General features: G+C 62.8%; 12 protein-coding genes. 11 read left to right on the top strand and 1 reads right to left on the bottom strand.

Annotated features, from left to right (window positions below; translation table 11 throughout):
• Window positions 1–50 precede the first annotated feature (50 nt).
• The 9 genes from mgtE (at window position 51) to KUW00_RS00460 (ending at window position 14113) form a co-directional block, all read left to right on the top strand.
• Entirely contained in the window at window positions 51–1424 is a 1374-nt protein-coding gene (gene mgtE / locus KUW00_RS00500) for a magnesium transporter (protein WP_108131960.1), read from the top strand.
• A gap of 110 nt (window positions 1425–1534) precedes the next feature.
• On the top strand, window positions 1535–2332 hold the full coding sequence (locus tag KUW00_RS00495) for an undecaprenyl-diphosphate phosphatase (RefSeq protein ID WP_124804536.1): 798 nt from the start codon (window positions 1535–1537) through the stop codon (window positions 2330–2332).
• Between the two features lie 20 nt (window positions 2333–2352).
• On the top strand, window positions 2353–3462 hold the full coding sequence (locus KUW00_RS00490) for an FAD:protein FMN transferase (RefSeq protein ID WP_222516268.1): 1110 nt from the start codon (window positions 2353–2355) through the stop codon (window positions 3460–3462).
• Between the two features lie 97 nt (window positions 3463–3559).
• Window positions 3560–4924: a bifunctional UDP-N-acetylglucosamine diphosphorylase/glucosamine-1-phosphate N-acetyltransferase GlmU gene (gene glmU, locus KUW00_RS00485; protein WP_222567989.1), complete on the top strand. Its 1365-nt coding sequence runs from the start codon at window positions 3560–3562 to the stop codon at window positions 4922–4924.
• Between the two features lie 90 nt (window positions 4925–5014).
• Window positions 5015–6853 (top strand): glutamine--fructose-6-phosphate transaminase (isomerizing), encoded by a 1839-nt coding sequence (gene glmS / locus KUW00_RS00480; RefSeq protein WP_222516270.1) that lies wholly within the window; start codon window positions 5015–5017, stop codon window positions 6851–6853.
• Between the two features lie 567 nt (window positions 6854–7420).
• On the top strand, window positions 7421–9070 hold the full coding sequence (locus KUW00_RS00475; protein ID WP_108131965.1) for a BCCT family transporter: 1650 nt from the start codon (window positions 7421–7423) through the stop codon (window positions 9068–9070).
• 1048 nt (window positions 9071–10118) lie between these two features.
• Complete coding sequence (locus KUW00_RS00470; protein ID WP_185696434.1) at window positions 10119–11423, top strand: DcaP family trimeric outer membrane transporter; 1305 nt, start codon at window positions 10119–10121, stop codon at window positions 11421–11423.
• Between the two features lie 194 nt (window positions 11424–11617).
• Window positions 11618–12466 (top strand): DUF72 domain-containing protein, encoded by an 849-nt coding sequence (locus KUW00_RS00465; protein ID WP_108131967.1) that lies wholly within the window; start codon window positions 11618–11620, stop codon window positions 12464–12466.
• Between the two features lie 306 nt (window positions 12467–12772).
• Window positions 12773–14113, top strand: coding sequence for a sodium-dependent transporter (locus tag KUW00_RS00460; protein ID WP_222567988.1), 1341 nt, complete (start codon window positions 12773–12775; stop codon window positions 14111–14113).
• A 446-nt stretch (window positions 14114–14559) separates the two neighbouring features.
• On the opposite strand, the gene KUW00_RS00455 is transcribed toward KUW00_RS00460, so the two are convergent.
• A complete protein-coding gene (locus tag KUW00_RS00455; protein ID WP_045994480.1) occupies window positions 14560–14772 on the bottom strand; it encodes a PA3496 family putative envelope integrity protein in 213 nt (70 codons plus the stop codon).
• Between the two features lie 298 nt (window positions 14773–15070).
• Between KUW00_RS00455 and hexR the strand changes: the two genes are divergently transcribed.
• Both hexR and uvrD read left to right on the top strand, forming a co-directional pair.
• Window positions 15071–15931 (top strand): transcriptional regulator HexR, encoded by an 861-nt coding sequence (gene hexR / locus KUW00_RS00450; RefSeq protein WP_045994481.1) that lies wholly within the window; start codon window positions 15071–15073, stop codon window positions 15929–15931.
• An 84-nt stretch (window positions 15932–16015) separates the two neighbouring features.
• Window positions 16016–18220 (top strand): DNA helicase II, encoded by a 2205-nt coding sequence (gene uvrD, locus KUW00_RS00445; protein WP_222567987.1) that lies wholly within the window; start codon window positions 16016–16018, stop codon window positions 18218–18220.
• Window positions 18221–18231: the final 11 nt, after the last annotated feature.

Genomic DNA, 18231 nt, shown 5'->3' with positions numbered 1-18231 from the left:
ACTGCGCCTCAGCGATTTGCGGCAAGGACGCCGGCCATGAGGAGACGCCCATGAATCTGACCCCCAGCCTGGATGCGCACAAGCAGGTGCTGCTGCGTGCCCTCGATCCCCGCGACAGCAAGACGCTGGAAGCCCGCCTGCCCGAGATTCGCTCGGCGGATCTGGCCGAGATCCTCGAGCGACTGATCGAGGATGAGGACCGCCTGGACAGCGCCGTGGCGCTGTTGGCCTGCCTGCCGGTGGGGCGCCAGGCCAGCGTGTTTGGTCACCTGCCATTCGAGGCCCAGGATGCCATGGCGTCGCGCATCGAGGACGCCTGGCTGTCACGAATCCTCGACAAGATGGGCTCGGACGAACGTGCCGACCTGTTCAAGGTGCTGGGAGATGATCGCAAGGAGGCGCTGTTACGGCGCATGGCAAGGCGCGAGCGCGAGGCGCTCAAGCGCCTGGCGAGCTACGAGGAGGGCACCGCCGGCGCCCTGATGACCGCCGACTATGTGGCGATCCCGATGGGGCTCACCGTGTCCCGGGCGATGATGCGGGTGCGCCAGACCGCTCCCGACGCCGAGACCGTCTACCAGCTGTACGTGGTGGACGAGCACGGCCGCCTGGCCGGCACCATGTCACTGAGACAGCTGATGGTGGCACGGCCCCAGGCGATCATCGACGAGCTGATGATCCACGACGTCATCAGTATTGGTGTGGACGCCGAGCAGGAAGAGGTCGCCCGGGTGGTGGCACGCTACGACCTGCTGGCGTTGCCGGTGACGGACACCGACGAGCGACTGGTCGGCATCGTCACCCACGACGACGCCATGGACGTGGTCGAGTCCGAGGCCACCGAGGACATCCACAAGGGCATGTCGATCGGTCAGCTGGAAGGTGGCGTGTCCCGGGTGCCGCTGTGGAGCCTGTATCGCAAGCGAGTGATCTGGCTGGTATTGCTGGTGTTCGGCAACCTCTTCTCGGGAGCCGGCATCGCCCACTTCGAGGACACCATCGCGGCCCAGGTGACCCTGGTGTTCTTTCTGCCGCTGTTGATCGGCAGCGGTGGCAACGCCGGCGCCCAGGCCGCCACCCTGATGGTGCGAGGCATGGCCACCGGTGATGTCGGCATCAAGGACTGGAGCAAGCTGCTCGGCCGAGAACTGCTGGTGGCAGGCTCGCTGGGACTGACCATGGCCCTGGCGGTGGCCCCCATCGGGGTCATTAGAGGTGGTGAGGCGGTGGCCTTGGTGGTGGCCATCAGCATGATCTGCATCGTCTTGTTCGGCAGCCTGCTCGGCATGTGCCTGCCGTTCGTGCTCGATCGCCTGGGCTGGGATCCGGCCACCGCCTCGGCACCGCTGGTCACCACCCTGATCGACGCCTCCGGGGTGGTCATCTACTTCTCCATCGCCACACTGGTACTGATGGGAACTTGATCGACCGCAGCGGGTGCGGCCAGGGGCCCCCTGACAGCGGACAAGAACGCCCGTGGAGTGTATGCTCTTGCGGGCGTTTTGCCTGTTACCCCTCGCTTACGGGTCACTCCATGGATTGGCTACAGATTGTCGTTCTCTCCCTGATTCAGGGAATCACCGAATTTCTTCCGGTATCGAGCTCCGCCCACCTGATACTGGTCCCCGTGTTCAGCGACTGGCCGGACCAGGGACTGGCCTTCGACGTGGCGCTGCACCTGGGTAGCCTTGGCGCGGTGGTCATCTATTTCCGCGACGAGATCCTGCGCATGCTGACGAGCTGGTGTGCCAGCGTCGCCGGTCGCGGCACCGATCAGGACGCTCGGCTGGCCTGGTGGGTGATCCTCGCCACCGTTCCGGTGGGGCTGGCCGGACTGCTGTTCAAGGACGTCATCGAGCAGTATGCCCGCTCGCCCATGGTGCTGGCGTTCGGTCTGATCTTCTTCGGCCTGCTGCTGGGGCTTGCCGACTGGCGCTTCAGGGGCTCGCGCAGCGAGTATCAGCTGCGCTGGAGCGATGCCCTGTGGATCGGCATCGGCCAGGCGCTGGCGCTGATCCCCGGCACTTCGCGCTCCGGCATCACCATCACCGTGGCACTGATGCTGGGCATGGGGCGCGAAGCCGCGGCCCGCTTCTCGTTTCTGCTGTCGATTCCGGTGATCGTGCTGGCGGGGGGACTCGAGGCCTGCGAGCTGATTCAGACGGGTGTCGATGTGCACTGGGGTGACATGGCGCTCGGCACGCTGCTGTCCGGCGTCAGCGCCTACCTGTGCATCCATTTCTTCCTGTCGTTCATCAAGCGCATCGGCATGCAGCCCTTCGTCGTCTATCGCCTGCTGCTTGGTATCGCCCTGATCTGGCTGTTTGGCTGATATATCTGAAGAGCCCCCTCATGACTGGATTCAAGACCGCTCGGCGTGGATGGCTGACAACCTGGCTGGCGCCCCTCCTGATGGCACTGCTGGTGTCCGGTTGCAGCGAAGAGACCACTACCCGTTCGCCGATCACCTTGGAAGGCGACATCTTCGGCACCTTCTACCAGATCACCCTGGCCGACCCGCTGACACGCGAGCAGGTCGAGGAGATCGAGCAGGGCGTACTCGACGAGATGCACGCGGTCGACGCCTCCATGTCGACCTGGCGCGAGGATTCGGAGCTGTCCGCCTTCAATCAGTCACCGCTGGGGCAATGGCAGCCGATCTCCGACGAATTCATGGAGGTGCTGGCCATCAGCCAGTCGGTCAACCAGCAAAGTCACGGCGCCTTCGACGTCACCGTCGGTAGCCTGGTCAATCTGTGGAGCTTTGGCCCCGAGGCCCGGCCCCGGGAAATCCCCGAGGAAAACGTACTCGAGCAGCGCTTGTCTCAGGTCGGCATGGACGCGCTCGAGATCGACACCGCCGAGGCCCAGGCCCGTCGCCTGCGTGACGTCTACGTTGACCTGTCCGGGGTGGCCAAGGGTTTCGCCACCGACGAGGTGGCGGCCTATCTGGATCGCCAGGGTATCGCCAACTACCTGGTCAACCTTGGCGGAGAGGTCAAGGTCAAGGGACGGCGTGACGGCGGCAAGGGGCTGTGGCGCATCGGTATCGAGGTGCCCGAGAACGGTGCGCCCAAGGCTCAGCACGTGGTCGGCCTCGATGACGTCTCGGTGGCGACTTCCGGTGACTACCGTCACTACTTCGAGGCCGATGGCAAGCGCTACTCCCATACCATCGACCCCCGCACAGGGCGCCCCATCACCCATCGACTGGCCTCGGTGACGGTGGTGCATCCGTCCAATGCCTGGGCCGACGCCTGGGCCACCGCGCTGAGCGTGATGGGCGAAGAGGAAGGCATGCAGGCCGCCATCGACCAGGAGTTGCCGGTGGTGATGCTGGTGCGTCAGGGTGAGGGCTGGGAAAGTCGGGTCAGCCCCGCCTTTGTGACGCGCTTTGGGCAGGAGATGGTCGATACCCTGGGGCTGACGGTGGTGACGGATGTCGACACCCCGCTAGAATAGTAGCGCTGGCCTCTCACGACGGATCACTGAAACCGTTGGTCGGTTCGCTACTGTTGCGATATTTGCTTCGATCTTTTGTTTTAGACAAGGAGTCACGATGAGCCTCGATGTGGTGATTCTCGCCGCCGGACAGGGCACCCGCATGCGCTCGAGCCTGCCCAAGGTGCTGCATACCCTGGCGGGAAAACCGATGGTCCGTCATGTGGTCGATACCGCCCGGGGTCTCGATGCGGATCGCACCTACGTGGTCATCGGGCACGGTGGCGAGCGGGTTCGCGATGCCCTGGTCGACACCGAGGTTCGCTTTGCCCATCAAGCCGAGCAGAAGGGTACCGGTCACGCCGTCGCCCAGGCGCTGGGCCAGCTTGGCGATGGCAAGGTGCTGGTGCTCTACGGTGACGTGCCGCTGATCCGTCGGCAAACGCTGGCGGCCTTGCTGGAGCAGGTGGACGAGCGCCACATGGGACTTCTGACCGTTACCCTGGACGACCCGGCGGGATACGGCCGCATCGTGCGTGACGATCAAGGCAAGGTGGTGGCCATCGTCGAGCAGAAGGATGCCTCTGAAAGCGAGCTTGCGATCACCGAGTGCAACACCGGCATCATGGCCATGACCAGCGCCCAGCTGAAGCGCTGGTTGCCTGAGCTGTCGTCGGACAACGCCCAGGGCGAGTACTACCTGACCGATGTGATCGCCATGGCCGCCGCCGAGGGCATTGAGGTGGCCACCGCCCAGCCGGCGCGGCCGATGGAGGTCGAAGGCGTCAACAATCGCGCCCAGATGGCGCGTCTCGAGCGAGCATACCAGCGCGACATCGCCGAGGCGCTGATGGAGAAGGGCGTGGCCCTGGCCGACCCAGACCGTCTCGACGTGCGTGGCAAGCTGACTTGCGGGCACGACGTCTTCATCGACGTGGGTTGCGTGTTCGAAGGCGAGGTGGAGCTCGGCGAAGGCGTGCGCATCGGCCCCTACTCGGTGGTACGCAACAGCCATGTTGGTGCCGAAAGCGTCATCGAGGCCCACAGCATCGTCGACGGTGCAGTATTGGCCGGGCTGAACCAGATCGGTCCCTTCGCCCGGCTGCGTCCTGGCTCGCGCCTGGCGGTCAAGGCCAAGGTCGGTAACTTCGTCGAAACCAAGAACGCCGAAGTGGGCGAGGGCAGCAAGATCAACCACCTGAGCTACGTGGGTGACGCCCGCCTGGGATGCGAGGTCAATATCGGCGCAGGTACCATCACCTGCAACTATGACGGCGCCAACAAGCACCGTACCGAGATCGGTGACGCCGCCTTCATCGGCTCCAATTCGGCGCTGGTGGCTCCGGTCAGTGTCGGCGAGGGCGCCACCGTCGGTGCCGGCTCCACCATCAGCCGCGACGTCGCCGATCATAGCCTGGCGGTGACAAGGTCTCGTCAGATCGCCAAGGCCAACTGGCCGAGGCCGACCAAGGACGAGGATTGACGGATGCTTCCGCCCGATTCTGCCGTTGCGGCCCCCTCTCGATTGCTGGTCAGCGGTAGCCAATAACGAATCTCTCAAGGAGTGACCCCTATGTGTGGCATCGTCGCCGCGGTGGCCCAGCGCAACGTACAGAACATTCTGCTCGAAGGCCTCAAGCGCCTCGAGTACCGCGGCTATGACAGTGCCGGCATGGCGGTGCGCAGCCCCGAGGGAGAACTGGTGCGCCAGCGCGCGGTGGGCAAGGTGGCCGCGCTCGAGGCGCGACTGGAGGATTCGGCGCTGCCGGGGCTCAGCGGTATTGCTCACACCCGCTGGGCGACCCACGGTCGCCCCAGCGAGCCCAACGCCCATCCCCACCAGTCGCGTGATCGCCTGGCGGTGGTACATAACGGCATCATCGAGAATCACGAGCAGCTGCGTCGGGAACTCACCGATCAGGGCTATGTGTTCGAGTCCGAGACCGATACCGAGGTGATCGCCCACCTGCTGGAGCGTGAGTCCCGCCGCGACGGTGATCTGCTCAGCGCCTTCCAGCGGGTCGTCGCCGGCCTCGACGGCGCCTACGCCCTGGGGGTCATGGCGGTGGACGAGCCCGATGTGGTGGTCGGCGCGCGCAAGGGCAGCCCGCTGGTGGTCGGCGTCGGCATCGGTGAGGCCTTCCTGGCGTCTGACCCGCTGGCGCTGTTGCCGGTGACCGATCGCTTCATCTATCTGCGTGAAGGCGACGTGGTGCGGCTGTCCGCCAATGGTCGCATCGAGATCTTCGATGCCGAGGGGACCGCCGTCGAGCGTGAGGTCCAGACCTTCGAGCATGGTGACGGCGCCGCCAGCAAGGGCGAGTACCGCCACTTCATGCTCAAGGAGATCCACGAACAGCCGGCGGTGATCGCCGCGGCGCTGGAAGGCCGCCTGGGCGACCGCTCGGTGCTGGTGGAAAGCTTCGGCCCCGATGCCGAGCGACTGTTCCAGCAGGTCCGCCAGATCCATATCGTGGCCTGCGGCACCAGCTATCACGCCGGCATGGTGGCGCGCTACTGGCTCGAGCGCTACACCGGCATCCCGGTGCAGGTGGAGGTCGCCTCCGAGTATCGCTACCGCCAGGTGGTGGTGCCCCAGGGTACCCTGTTCGTGACCCTGTCCCAGTCCGGCGAGACCGCCGACACCCTGGCCGCGCTGCGGTTTGCCATGGAGCAGGACAACTACCTGGGCAGCCTGGGTATCTGCAACGTACCGGGCAGCTCGCTGGTGCGCGAGGCCGACCTGAGCCTGATGACCCAGGCCGGCCCCGAGATCGGCGTGGCCTCCACCAAGGCCTTCACCACCCAGTTGACCGCGCTGATGCTGTTCGCCCTGGCGCTTGGCCGGGTGCGGGGTATGGACGAGGACGAGCAGGCCGAGATCGTCGCCGCTCTGCGGACCCTGCCGGCGCTGTGCAGCCAGGTGCTGGGCCTGGACGAGGCCATCGAGCGGCTGTCCATGGCCTTCGCCGAGAAGCACCACGCGCTGTTCCTGGGACGTGGCGCCCACTTCCCCATCGCCCAGGAAGGCGCCTTGAAGCTCAAGGAGATTTCCTACATTCACGCCGAGGCCTACCCGGCGGGCGAGCTCAAGCACGGCCCCCTGGCGCTGGTGGACAGCGAGATGCCGGTGATCTCGGTGGCACCCAACGACGAATTGCTCGACAAGCTCAAGTCCAACCTGCAGGAGGTCAGGGCTCGAGGCGGCGAGCTGTACGTGTTCGCCGACGAGAATGTCGGCCTGAACGCCAGCGAGGGCATCCAGGTGCTGCATCTGCCCCACGTCCACGAGGCGCTGGCGCCGATCCTCTACACCCTGCCGCTGCAACTATTGTCGTACCACGTGGCGGTGCTCAAGGGGACCGATGTCGATCAGCCGCGCAACCTGGCCAAGTCGGTGACGGTGGAGTAGACATACCGTCGGGCGATAGTATGGCAGCGGTCGCAGACTCGGCGTGACGGAAGGGAAATCTTCCCATCAACTCCAGAGAAGGTGTTGATGCAGTCCGTTCTTGTTCTTGGAGGCTAAAGAGAGTGCGGTGACACCCCGGTGTCCCGCGCTCTTTTTGCCTGGGAATGGGGTCCACTTCAGTTCAAGGATGGAGAGCAAGTCACCGATCAATCAGACAGGACTGCGGCCAAATAGCCCGGCACCGGATTTGACGATATCTCGTTGCGTTCTCGGTGGTGATGATTCTGATGTGCTATACAGTCATCAAGGCGTTGAACGGAAAGCGGCGTCGCTTTCGTTGATATTTCCACGCGTTATTTGCGGTCCCCCCTGTTGTGCTGACCTGCACGGGGTAGAGGGTTTCAGGGGAGGGCTGCTGTTTCCGGTGCACATATTGACGCCGAGAGCTCAATCTTTCCGCTACTGGTAAGGGAGCCTCAGCTCTCATCGCTTGTCCTGTCACACGCAACAGCTGACGTGTGCGAGACTCACTCGGCCAGTGTGTTTCCATCCACAGGAGCATCATTCATGAGTACTCAAAGCGAGCAGGCTCCAACCCCGGTTTCGGACGACATGCAGACGGACTATACCGTCGGGCAGGACAACTTCGAGGGCAGCCTGGGGCCTATCGGCTTCGATATACATAACCGGGTCTTCGCCATCTCGGCGCTGGCCTCGATTGTCTTCATCGTGCTGACGCTGCTGTTCCCCGAGCGAGCCGGTAATCTCTTTCAGTCCATTGTCAGCTTCTCCACCGGCACCCTCGACAGCTACTTCATGATCGTGGTGGACGGCTTCATCCTGTTCTGCCTGGCACTGGTCGTGCTGCCATACGGCAAGGTCCGCCTGGGCGGCCCCGACGCCACGCCGGAGTATGGCTACCTGTCCTGGTTTGCGATGCTGTTCGCGGCCGGTATTGGCATCGGCCTGCTGTTCTTCGGCGTACTGGAACCGGTCTATCACGCCAACGTCTCCTCGCCGCTAGGCACGCCCTCGCCCTTCGGCAGCGACGGGGAACTGAACGCTGAGGCCATCGCCGACGCCACCGCCATGGGGCTGGCCGGCACCTATCTGCACTGGGGCATCCACGGCTGGGCTGTCTACGTGGTGATGGCGCTGGCGCTGTCCATCTTTACCTACAACAAGGGCCTGCCCTTCTCCATCCGTTCGGCGTTCTTCCCGCTGCTGGGTGACCGCGTCTGGGGCTGGTGGGGCCACGTCATCGACATCCTGGCGGTATTCTCGACCTTGTTTGGCCTGGCCACCTCGCTCGGCCTCGGCGCTCAGCAGGCCAACGCCGGCATGAACTTCGTCTTCGGCCTGGACGTCAGCATCACCACTCAGGTGGTCGTGATCGCAGCCGTCACCGCAGTGGCGCTGGTTTCGGTGTGGCGCGGTCTGGAAGGTGGCGTGAAGCGGCTTTCCGAGATCAACATGGGAATGGCCGTGCTGTTCTTCTTCTTCGTGCTGTTCGCCGGCCCGACCCTGGCGGCGCTCGCCGGCTTCTGGGCCGGCCTTGAGACCTACGTGACGAAGTTCATCCCGCTGTCGGCCCCCTTCGGCCGCGAGGACGACGCCTATCGCCAATCCTGGACCATCTTCTACTGGGCCTGGTGGATCAGCTGGGCGCCTTTCGTCGGCATGTTTATCGCCCGCGTCTCCCGGGGGCGCACGGTGCGTGAGTTCGTGATCTGTGTGCTGGTGATCCCGAGTCTGTTCATCTTCATCTGGATGGGCGTGTTCGGCGCCACCGCCCTCGACCAGCTATATGCCAATCCGGCCGGCAGCCTGGTCAAGGAGTACGTGATCGACAGCTACAGTCCCGAGCTGTCGCTGTTCGCCATGCTCAACGAGCTGCCGCTGTCGGGCCTGATGTCGACTCTGGGCATTATCCTGGCGCTGATCTTCTTCGTCACCTCGTCGGATTCCGGCTCGCTGGTGATCGATACCATCACCGCCGGTGGCAAGATCGATGCACCGCGCCCTCAGCGCATGTTCTGGGCCACGGTGGAAGGCCTGATTGCCATCGTACTGCTGATCGGCGGCGGACTCTCGGCGCTCCAGGCCGGAGTCACGGCCACCGCGATCCCCTTCTCGGTGGTGATGATTGTGATGTGCTACACCATCATCAAGGCGCTGAACGGCGAGCTTCGTCAGTTACGCCGTCGGGGTGGCTGAGTCCTCTCATCATGCGAAATCTGTCGGCTTTCTTTGGTTGTAGATGATCTATCTGCTGGCACAACAACGTCGACTGACCCCGTTTTGCTGCATCCAGCTTTGCCCGGCCTCACGAGGTCGGGCTTGTTCCCTTCCTGTTGTGTAGTGCTGAGGGAAGCGTAGGCTCAAGTGTCGCCGCAGATCCAGGAGGTGCGGTCGAGGACAACGCGATATTCCGTCTACCGGGGTATGGCTCCCCTTAGCTCGATAGATCAATGTTCAAGTCATTGATGGTAATTAACACAGCTTTTCTAGATAGTCGCTTGAAGAGTGACGCGATCGGAGGCGGCAGCCCAAATCCACATGAAGTAACGAAGAGCTCTTTCCAGAGTGACGTCGGCCGCGAGGTATCGCCGACGGCGCGACGAGTCAGCGTCATAGCTGCGAGGCCAAAGGTGTCCCGGCGCTGCGCCGGGAGGTCTTGAGGCGACAAAGCAGCTTTATCCGGAGTGTTGGTCCTGGGACATCGGAAACCTCGGCCTGCCAGAGGTAGTGCACCTGAATCCCGAGAGGAATGCGGCGCCCCTGGCGGCAGGGTGTTAAAGAGTCAGAATCATTTCATGTGTCATCTGTGTTGACAGGCTCCGCGCTGCCGGTCCGAGAACCAGATCACAAAAACAGCACGTTGATGCAGTGGTATTTTCTTGAGGTCGGCCAGGCGCCGCTTCTACTGCCTATCGATATATGCTGTACCGGTACTTGATAAAGAAGAAAGCTCGGAATTTTCCATATTTTCCGGTTCTAGCATTATGAATTTGTAAGATATATTTCTATTGTTTTGCTAATTCGGATACTTCTTTTTCGTGCTTCATTTGGCACAATATCAAACGCCGTTCTCGAACCTTCGTTTCTATAGTCGTTAGTTAAGCGCTTGGTTATACGTGGTCGCCATTCCTGCGAGTGGTTTGCCGGTCATGCCTGGGTCTCCGAGCGTGTAGGCGTCGGTGATTCAGTTCAGCGACAGCCGCCATGACGACCGCCACGACAACGATAATGAAGGGGGACGGCGATGAGCGGATTGCGATCCACAAGCGCCTTGCTGACGGGAACCGGCCTTTGTCTGCTGATGCCGATCGCGGCCGAGGCGCAGACGTCGATGCAGGAACTCAATGACCTGAAGGCCCAGATCGAACAGCTCAAGGCCCAACAGCAGGCGGCCATGCAATTGGTCGAACAGCAGCAGGCCCAGATCGATAACCTGATCAACCAGCAGGCCAGCATGCAACAGGACGTCGCCGACGTCAGCGAGAACGTGGTCAAGCGCACCGACAGTGGCGACTTCCTGGTGGGAGATACCACAGTGTCCTTTGGCGGCTACATCAAGGCTCAGGCGGCGTTCTCCGACAATGGACTCAGCGACGGCAAGGCCAACGAGACGGTGACGGCGGGGCTGTTGCGCGCCACCGACGATGACGCCGACAACCGCGTCAGTTTCAGTGCGCGGGAAACGCGTCTGAGCTTCGGTACCAGTACACCGCTGGGTGGCGATACCATGAAGACCTATATCGAGACGGATTTCTATGGCGCCGACGACGAAGCCAACGAATTTGTTTCGCACTCCTACGCGCCGCGGCTGCGCCACGCCTACCTGAGCTGGGGCAACTGGCTGGCCGGGCAGTACTGGTCAACCTTCATGGATCTCAAGGGGCTTGGCGAGATCGACGCCTTCAGTACCCATACCGGCTCGATCTTCGTGCGCCAGCCACAGCTTCGCTATACCTATCCGCTGGATTGGGGCAGCCTGCAGTTCGCGGTGGAGAATCCCGAGGACGGCGACGACGACCAGGACACCCCGGACATGGTGGCCCGGGTCAATGTGGACCAGGAGTGGGGGCATGTTTCAGCGGCCACCGTGGTCAGGCGCTTCAGCCTGGATGACGCCGAGGACGACGACAGTCGCTGGGGGGCCGGTTACAGCCTGACCGGACGATTCCCGGTGTTCGAAAAAGACGACCTCATGCTGCAGGCCAACTATGGCAACCTGGGACGCTACATGGCGCTGGGCGCCTACCCCAACGCCAAGGTGGAGGACGGCCAGATCAAGATGGTGGAGTCCTGGGGCGCCTCGGCCATCTATCGTCACTACTGGACCGACACGCTGCGCTCGAGCATCGCCTACTCGGCGACTGAACTCGACAGCAACGGTACCGGCGATGACACCGACAGCTACGACAGCTTCTTTCTCAACCTGATGTGGTCGCCCTTTGCCAACACCACGCTGTCGGCGGAGTACCAGCGCTACGACCTGGATGAGGTGGATGGCGATACCTTCGACCTGGACAGGGTTCAGTTCTCCGCCAAGTACGACTTCTAGTAGGCTGAAAATCCCCTGTGTCCGTCGGCTTTTCGGACAGAGTCCCGGCTGAGGGCAACAAGCTCCGGCGCTCGGCGCCGCTTGCAGCTTGTCAGCATCGCCCCGTTCGGCAACACCGGGCGGGGCGATGCTATGCTGGCGCCCCTGAAACCGTCGAGTCTGCCTTCTTGAACGATCGATCAGCGCAACCACCCATGTACATTGGTCTGCCGATGTGGGCCAATCCCGACTGGCGTGGTGGTCTCTACCCACCCCACGCCGGGCGCGAGGGTTGGCTCGACGACTACGCCGCCGTATTCAACGCCGTCGAGGGAAATACCACCTTCTACAGCGGGGCGCCCAGGCCACGGACGGTGGAAGGCTGGTCTCGCCAGGCGCCACCGGGCTTTCGCTTCTGCTTCAAGCTGCCCCAGGCGCTGACACATGCAAAACGATTGCGCCAGGTCGAGACCGATGTGGGTGACTTCGTCGAGGCCCTGTGGCCACTGAAGGACCGCCTCGGGCCGGTCATGATTCAGCTCCCCAGGGACTTTGGTCCTGAGGAGGTGCCTGCTCTGGAGAAGGTTCTACGAGATTGGCCACAAGACGTACCCTGCGCAGTAGAACTGCGCCACAGTGAATTTTTCCACAAGGGGAGCGCCGAGAGAGATATCAACGCCCTGTTGATAAGTCATGGCGCCGATCGCGTGATGCTGGATGTCAGGCCGTTGTTTTCCGGACCGCCCGAGGCCCATTCGGGATTGATCCAGGCTCGTGCGGAAAAGCCAAGACGCCCACTACACGTGATCTCTACAGCAAAATTTCCTGTGATACGTTTCATTGGCCATCTTGACAGCGCCATCAACGAGCACTATTTCACCCCCTGGATAGACCAGCTCGCCTTGTGGATAAAACAGGGGAAAACCCCTTTTCTTTTTGTGCATACGGCGGATAATCGCGAGGCTCCGGAACTGGCCAGAAACCTGTACGCCAGAGTCGCCGATAGAATGGGGTGGCAAGCATTGCCCGGGTTTCCGGGAGATCGACAGAATCAGCTGCTTTGACCATTGTTGGCTGGCGTTTGTTATTGTCATACGCTAGTTTTGTCGGCTGTTCGTCACTTGCCACGGGCCAGAGACGGTCGCCTCCTTATCCTTGGATGGTGACTCGCCTGGACCCACCGGTCTCGACCAGCGCGAACCCTGCGCTGGGGAAGAGTGGTGTGCCGGCAGTGATCCTGCTGACATCCGTCAGACCCCTTGTACATCGGTGGATCCGTGACCCGGACCATCGAGGACGTGGCGACTACAAACACAACGCCGTCATTGCATCCGATCGATCGATGACGACACGTATCCGAAGGGTGATTTATGTCCAAAACGACACACGCGCAGTGGTCATCGCGCTTTTCCTTTATCCTCGCCGCCACCGGTTCCGCTGTCGGGCTTGGTAATATCTGGAAGTTTCCCTACATGGTGGGCGAGAGCGGTGGTGCCGCCTTCGTGCTCGTCTACCTGCTGTGCATCGGCCTGATCGGCCTGCCGATCCTGGTCACCGAGTGGATGATCGGTCGGCGTGGGCAAAGCAATCCGGTCAATGCCATGGCCAGCGTCGCGGCCAAGGCCGGTCAGCCCAAGGTCTGGGCCCTGGTCGGCGTCGCCGGGGTCATCGGTGCCTTCCTGATCCTGTCGTTCTACAGCGTGATCGGTGGCTGGTCGCTGTACTACACCCTCGGCAGCGTGACCGGTGACTTCAGCGGCCAGGACGCCGACGGTATCGGCGCCTTGTTCAGCGGCATGCTGGCAAGCCCCGGTCTGCTGCTGCTGTGGCACTCCATCTTCATGCTGCTGGTCATCGGTATCGTTGCTCGCGGCGTGACCAAGGGCCTGGAAGGCGCGGTCAACGTGTTGATGCCGGCCCTGGCGCTGCTGCTGGTGGTGCTGGTGGGCTACGGCATGACCACCGGCCACTTCGGTGAGGCGTTGAACTATCTGTTCAACCCGGACTGGACAGCACTCAATGGTGAGGTGGTACTGGCAGCGCTGGGACACGCCTTCTTCACCCTGTCACTGGGCATGGGCATCATGATCGCCTACGGTTCCTACCTCGGCGAGAAGGTCGACCTGATCAAGACCGCGCGCACCGTGGTGATCATGGATACCGTGATCGCACTCGGCGCGGGCCTGGCGATCTTCCCGATCGTGTTTGCCAATCAGCTCGACCTGGCCTCCGGCCCGAGCCTGATCTTCGTCACCCTGCCGCTGGCCTTCGGCAATATGGGCGGTGGCCTGATCCTGGGTCTGATGTTCTTCCTGTTGCTGACCTTCGCCGCCCTGACCTCGGCCATTTCGCTGCTCGAGCCGGTGGTCGAGTTTGTCGAAGAGCGCACGCCGTTGTCGCGTTCCGCGTCGGCGGTGGTCTCCGGCATCGGCGCCTGGGCGCTGGGTATCGCCGCTCTGCTGTCCTTCAACGTGTGGAGTGACCCGGTACTGTTTGGCCTCGGGGTGTTCGACCTGCTGGACAAGCTGACCAGCAAGTTCATGCTGCCGTTGACCGGCCTGGGTGCGATCCTGTTCGCGGGCTGGTTCCTCAACCGCGAAGGCGTGGCCGAAGACCTCGGTCTGTCCGGTGGCAAGGAAGCCCTGTGGGTCGCCTTGACCCGCTTCGTGGCGCCCATCGGTGTGGCGGTGGTGTTCATCTCCAGCCTGTAACAGGCGTCATTGCTGCATGCCAGACCAGAGACCCGGCCTTGTGCCGGGTCTCTGCGTTGACAGGCAATGCCAGACGATCCATCGGAACCGGGCGGCAGGGAAAGACTGCCCGTACAGAGTGACCAAAGGGGGACGTCAACGAGGTGGCAGTGGGGCCTCAGCGGGAGCCCAACGAGACGTCAGTGCTTGTTCATTGATGCCTGCAGCCAAAGGCATGCATTTGGGAGAGCATGCCAGGAGGGACGCTTGGCGGTGCCTTTGACGCGCCTGGGGCTTTCAGGCGACAGACACCTGATGGCGAGTCTCGTCGGTGCGATTCTCGCAAGGGATGGGCCGGCCGTCGCTCGAGCCAGCGGCCAGGCCCCGAATTATGGTACAGACCCGCGTTGTTGGCGGTCTGGCGCACGTCGGGCCGGCGCCCACGCGTGCTGGTTCAGTCTACCGGGTCAGTGCATTTCGTCGTCGTTGCCGTCTTCCGGCAGTTCGGCGATGTCTTCGGATAGACGCTTGAATTCCCGATGAAGCTCGATGCCGCGGCGGGCTCGCAGGTTACGTTGGGCCGCGGTGCGGGAGCGCCTTTCGTGTTCGGCGACTTCCATGCTCATGAAGATGTCGAGGAGTTCACTCTTGACGGAGGATAACCTTTCGACATTACGCATGATCGATTCTCCTATGCAGTGAATGTGCCGGCATCCAGGACGCTGCGCGACACTGCCCTTTTACTATACCCCAGTTGACAAAAAGATGACGGTGTGGACGTCAATCCTGCAACGTTCTGCCAACGCTAGATAAAAATCCATCCGGTTGCGCAGGTGCGGCCTGGGGGCTCGATGCATGACGCAGCACAGGGCGCATTTGACGCCGTCATGGGGCATACTGGAACCAGACCGGATCGATAGCGACGGGCATTGCGCCCTGCCAGCTCCGGGTCCTCCCAGCCAGTCAAAGGAGTAGAGGGTGAGTCGCGCGCTGTTTGATGAAATGCGACGTCGCATGGAGCACTTCCGTCGGTCGGAGCAGAAGGTCGCACGCTTCGTATTGCGCAACCCCGACGAAGTTATCCACATGCGTATCGTCGATCTGGCCACCGAGGCCAAGGTCAGCGAGCCCACGGTGGTACGCTTCTGCCGGGCCCTGGGCTGCAACGGCTTTCAGGACTTCAAGCTGAAGTTGGCGCAGATGCTGGCGTCAGGCAGCCAGTTCGCGCAGTTCTCGATGAATGACAGCGACTCCGTGGCCGAGTTTTCCCACAGCATCTTCGATTCCACGGTGGGGACCCTGCTGTCGATCAGGGACCGGCTCGACAACGAGGCGTTGAACAAGACGATCAACGCCCTGGCCATGGCCAATCGCGTCGAGTTCTACGGCTACGGAGCCTCCGGTGCGGTAGCCTTCGATGCTCAGCACAAGTTTTTCAGGCTGCAGATTTCCACCGCCGCCTACGCCGATCCGCACATGCAGAACATGTCGGCGGTAACCCTCAAGGAAGGCGACGTGGTGGTGGCAATCTCGCAGACCGGTCGTACCCGGGCGCTGGTGGCCAGCGTCAAGCTGGCACGGGAGGCGGGCGCCACCGTGGTCGGTCTCTGTCCCAGCGGCTCCCCGCTGGCGGACGAGGTCGACCTGCCGCTGTACATCGATGTGCCCGAAGACACCGAGATCTACACGCCCATGAGTTCCCGCATTGCTCACCTGGTACTGGTCGACGTGCTGGCGGTGGGAGTGGCGAAGACCCGGGGCCCCAAGCTCGCCGAGCAGCTCAAGGCGGTAAAGCGCAGCCTCAACCCGCTGCGCTATCCGGAGTCCGATCCTTCCTGACCGAGGGCGCCCTGCCTGTCCATTTATCCAGCATCGCTGTGGTAGACTGGGCGCCCATTTTCGATCTCGAGCGGTGCCTTCTCCATGGACGACGTCACGGCGATCATCGACGGCCTCAATGCGGCGCAGCATGAGGCGGTCTGCGCTCCCCAGGGCAATATGCTGGTGCTCGCCGGCGCCGGTTCCGGCAAGACCCGCGTGCTGGTCCATCGCATCGCCTGGCTGATGCAGGCGGAAGGTCTCTCGCCCTACGCGGTGCTGGCGGTGACCTTCACCAACAAGGCCGCCAGGGAGATGCGCACTCGCCTGGAGGCGTTGCTAGGGATCTCGCTGCGCCATGTCTGGGTGGGTACCTTTCACTCCATCGCCCACCGCCTGCTGCGTACCCACTGGCAGGATGCTCGTCTGCCCCAGCACTTCCAGATCATCGACTCCGATGATCAGCTACGTCTGATCAAGCGCCTGTTGAAGGACAACAAGATCGACGACGAGCGTTTTCCGCCCCGTCAGGTGCAGTCGTTTATCAGCGGCTGCAAAGAGGAGGGATTGCGTCCTCACCAGGTCCGGATCAACGGTGACGCCTACGTGGAGCAGATGGTGGCGCTGTATGACGTCTACCAGCTGACCTGCGAACGTGGCGGCCTGGTCGACTTTGGCGAGCTGCTGCTCAGGAGCCTCGAGCTGTTGCGCGACAATCCTGCTCTGCTGGCCCACTATCAGGAGCGCTTCGCCCACGTACTGGTCGACGAGTTCCAGGATACCAACACCCTGCAGTATGCCTGGCTGAAGCTGTTGACCGGACAGCGCACGCCGATGACGGTAGTCGGCGATGACGACCAGTCGATCTACGGCTGGCGCGGGGCGCGGGTGGAGAACATTCGTCGCTTCGAGCAGGAGTTCAGCGACACCAAAACGGTGCGCCTGGAGCAGAACTATCGCTCCACCAGCGCCATCCTCGATGCCGCCAACGCCCTGATCAAGCAGAACTCGGATCGCATGGGCAAGCAACTGTGGACCGCCGGCAGTCGTGGCGAACCGATTTCGGTCTACGCCGGTTTCAACGACATGGAGGAGGCGCGCTTCATCGTCGACACCATCAAGGAAAAGGTCGACGAGGGGTTCAAGCGCCAGGAGGTGGCCATCCTCTATCGCTCCAACGCCCAGTCCCGCGTCATCGAGGAGACCCTGATCCGCCAGGGCATGCCCTACCGCATCTACGGGGGCCAGCGCTTTTACGAGCGCCTCGAGATCAAGAATGCCCTGGCCTACCTGCGGCTGCTGCTCAACCGCGACGACGATGCCTCGCTGGAGCGGGTGATCAATGTCCCTGCCCGCGGTATCGGTACCCGCACCGTGGAGGGGCTGCGCGATCGCGCCCGTCGTACCGAAGTGTCGCTGTGGCAGGCGATCCACGACACCCTGGCCGAAGGCTCGCTCAAGGGGCGTGCGGCCAACGCCGTGGGTGCCTTTGCCAATCTGATCGAAGGCCTCGACAACGACACCTCGGGGATGGCGCTTCACGAGATCATCGCCCACGTGAATCAACGCAGTGGTCTGATCGACCATCATCTGAGCGAGAAGGGGGAAAAGGGGCAGGCCCGGGTCGAGAACCTGGAAGAGCTGATCAACGCCGCCCGTGCCTTCACCCAGGGCGAGACGCTGGACAACGTCGAAGCCGGGGAGGGCATGGCCGCGCTGGAAGCCTTTCTGGCCGAAGCTGCCCTCAACGCCGGCGAGCACGAGGCCGACGAATTCGAGGACAGCGTCCATTTGATGACGCTGCACTCGGCCAAGGGACTCGAATTTCCCATCGTGTTCGTGGCCGGGGTCGAGGAAGGCCTGTTTCCCCACCGCATGTCGCTGGAAGAACCCGGGCGCCTGGAGGAGGAGCGCAGGCTCTGCTACGTAGGGGTCACGCGCGCCATGCAGAAGCTCTACCTCACCCACGCCGAGATCCGTCGCATGCACGGCAAGGAGACCTTTCAGCGCCCGTCGCGCTTTCTGCGTGAATTGCCGGAGTCGCTGCTCGAGGAAGTGCGTCTGCGTGGCCAGGTGTCACGTCCGGTCAGCGCCCGGCCAACGCCGTCGCGCTTTTCCCAGACGACCGTGGAGGCGAGCGGTGATCTACCTGCCTTGTCGCTGGGCCAGCGGGTGCGCCATCCGGTATTCGGGGAGGGGGTCATCCTCAACGCCGAAGGAGAGGGCGAGCGGGCCCGTGTCCAGGTCAGCTTCGAAGGCCACGGCGACAAGTGGCTGGTGCTGGGCTTCGCCAAGCTGGAGGCGCTGTAGCGGGGGCTCAG

This window comes from Halomonas sp. DP5N14-9, from assembly GCF_019802175.1.
GTDB lineage: Bacteria > Pseudomonadota > Gammaproteobacteria > Pseudomonadales > Halomonadaceae > Halomonas > Halomonas litopenaei.
This window is presented reverse-complemented; position numbering and strand designations above follow the sequence as displayed.

Bases quoted from the DNA above. Each gene is read 5' to 3' on its own strand.
- mgtE (WP_108131960.1), top strand. From the start codon at position 51: ATGAATCTGACCCCCAGCCTGGATGCGCACAAGCAGGTGCTGCTGCGT.
- KUW00_RS00495 (WP_124804536.1), top strand. From the start codon at position 1,535: ATGGATTGGCTACAGATTGTCGTTCTCTCCCTGATTCAGGGAATCACC.
- KUW00_RS00490 (WP_222516268.1), top strand. From the start codon at position 2,353: ATGACTGGATTCAAGACCGCTCGGCGTGGATGGCTGACAACCTGGCTG.
- glmU (WP_222567989.1), top strand. From the start codon at position 3,560: ATGAGCCTCGATGTGGTGATTCTCGCCGCCGGACAGGGCACCCGCATG.
- glmS (WP_222516270.1), top strand. From the start codon at position 5,015: ATGTGTGGCATCGTCGCCGCGGTGGCCCAGCGCAACGTACAGAACATT.
- KUW00_RS00475 (WP_108131965.1), top strand. From the start codon at position 7,421: ATGAGTACTCAAAGCGAGCAGGCTCCAACCCCGGTTTCGGACGACATG.
- KUW00_RS00470 (WP_185696434.1), top strand. From the start codon at position 10,119: ATGAGCGGATTGCGATCCACAAGCGCCTTGCTGACGGGAACCGGCCTT.
- KUW00_RS00465 (WP_108131967.1), top strand. From the start codon at position 11,618: ATGTACATTGGTCTGCCGATGTGGGCCAATCCCGACTGGCGTGGTGGT.
- KUW00_RS00460 (WP_222567988.1), top strand. From the start codon at position 12,773: ATGTCCAAAACGACACACGCGCAGTGGTCATCGCGCTTTTCCTTTATC.
- KUW00_RS00455 (WP_045994480.1), bottom strand. From the start codon at position 14,772: ATGCGTAATGTCGAAAGGTTATCCTCCGTCAAGAGTGAACTCCTCGAC.
- uvrD (WP_222567987.1), top strand. From the start codon at position 16,016: ATGGACGACGTCACGGCGATCATCGACGGCCTCAATGCGGCGCAGCAT.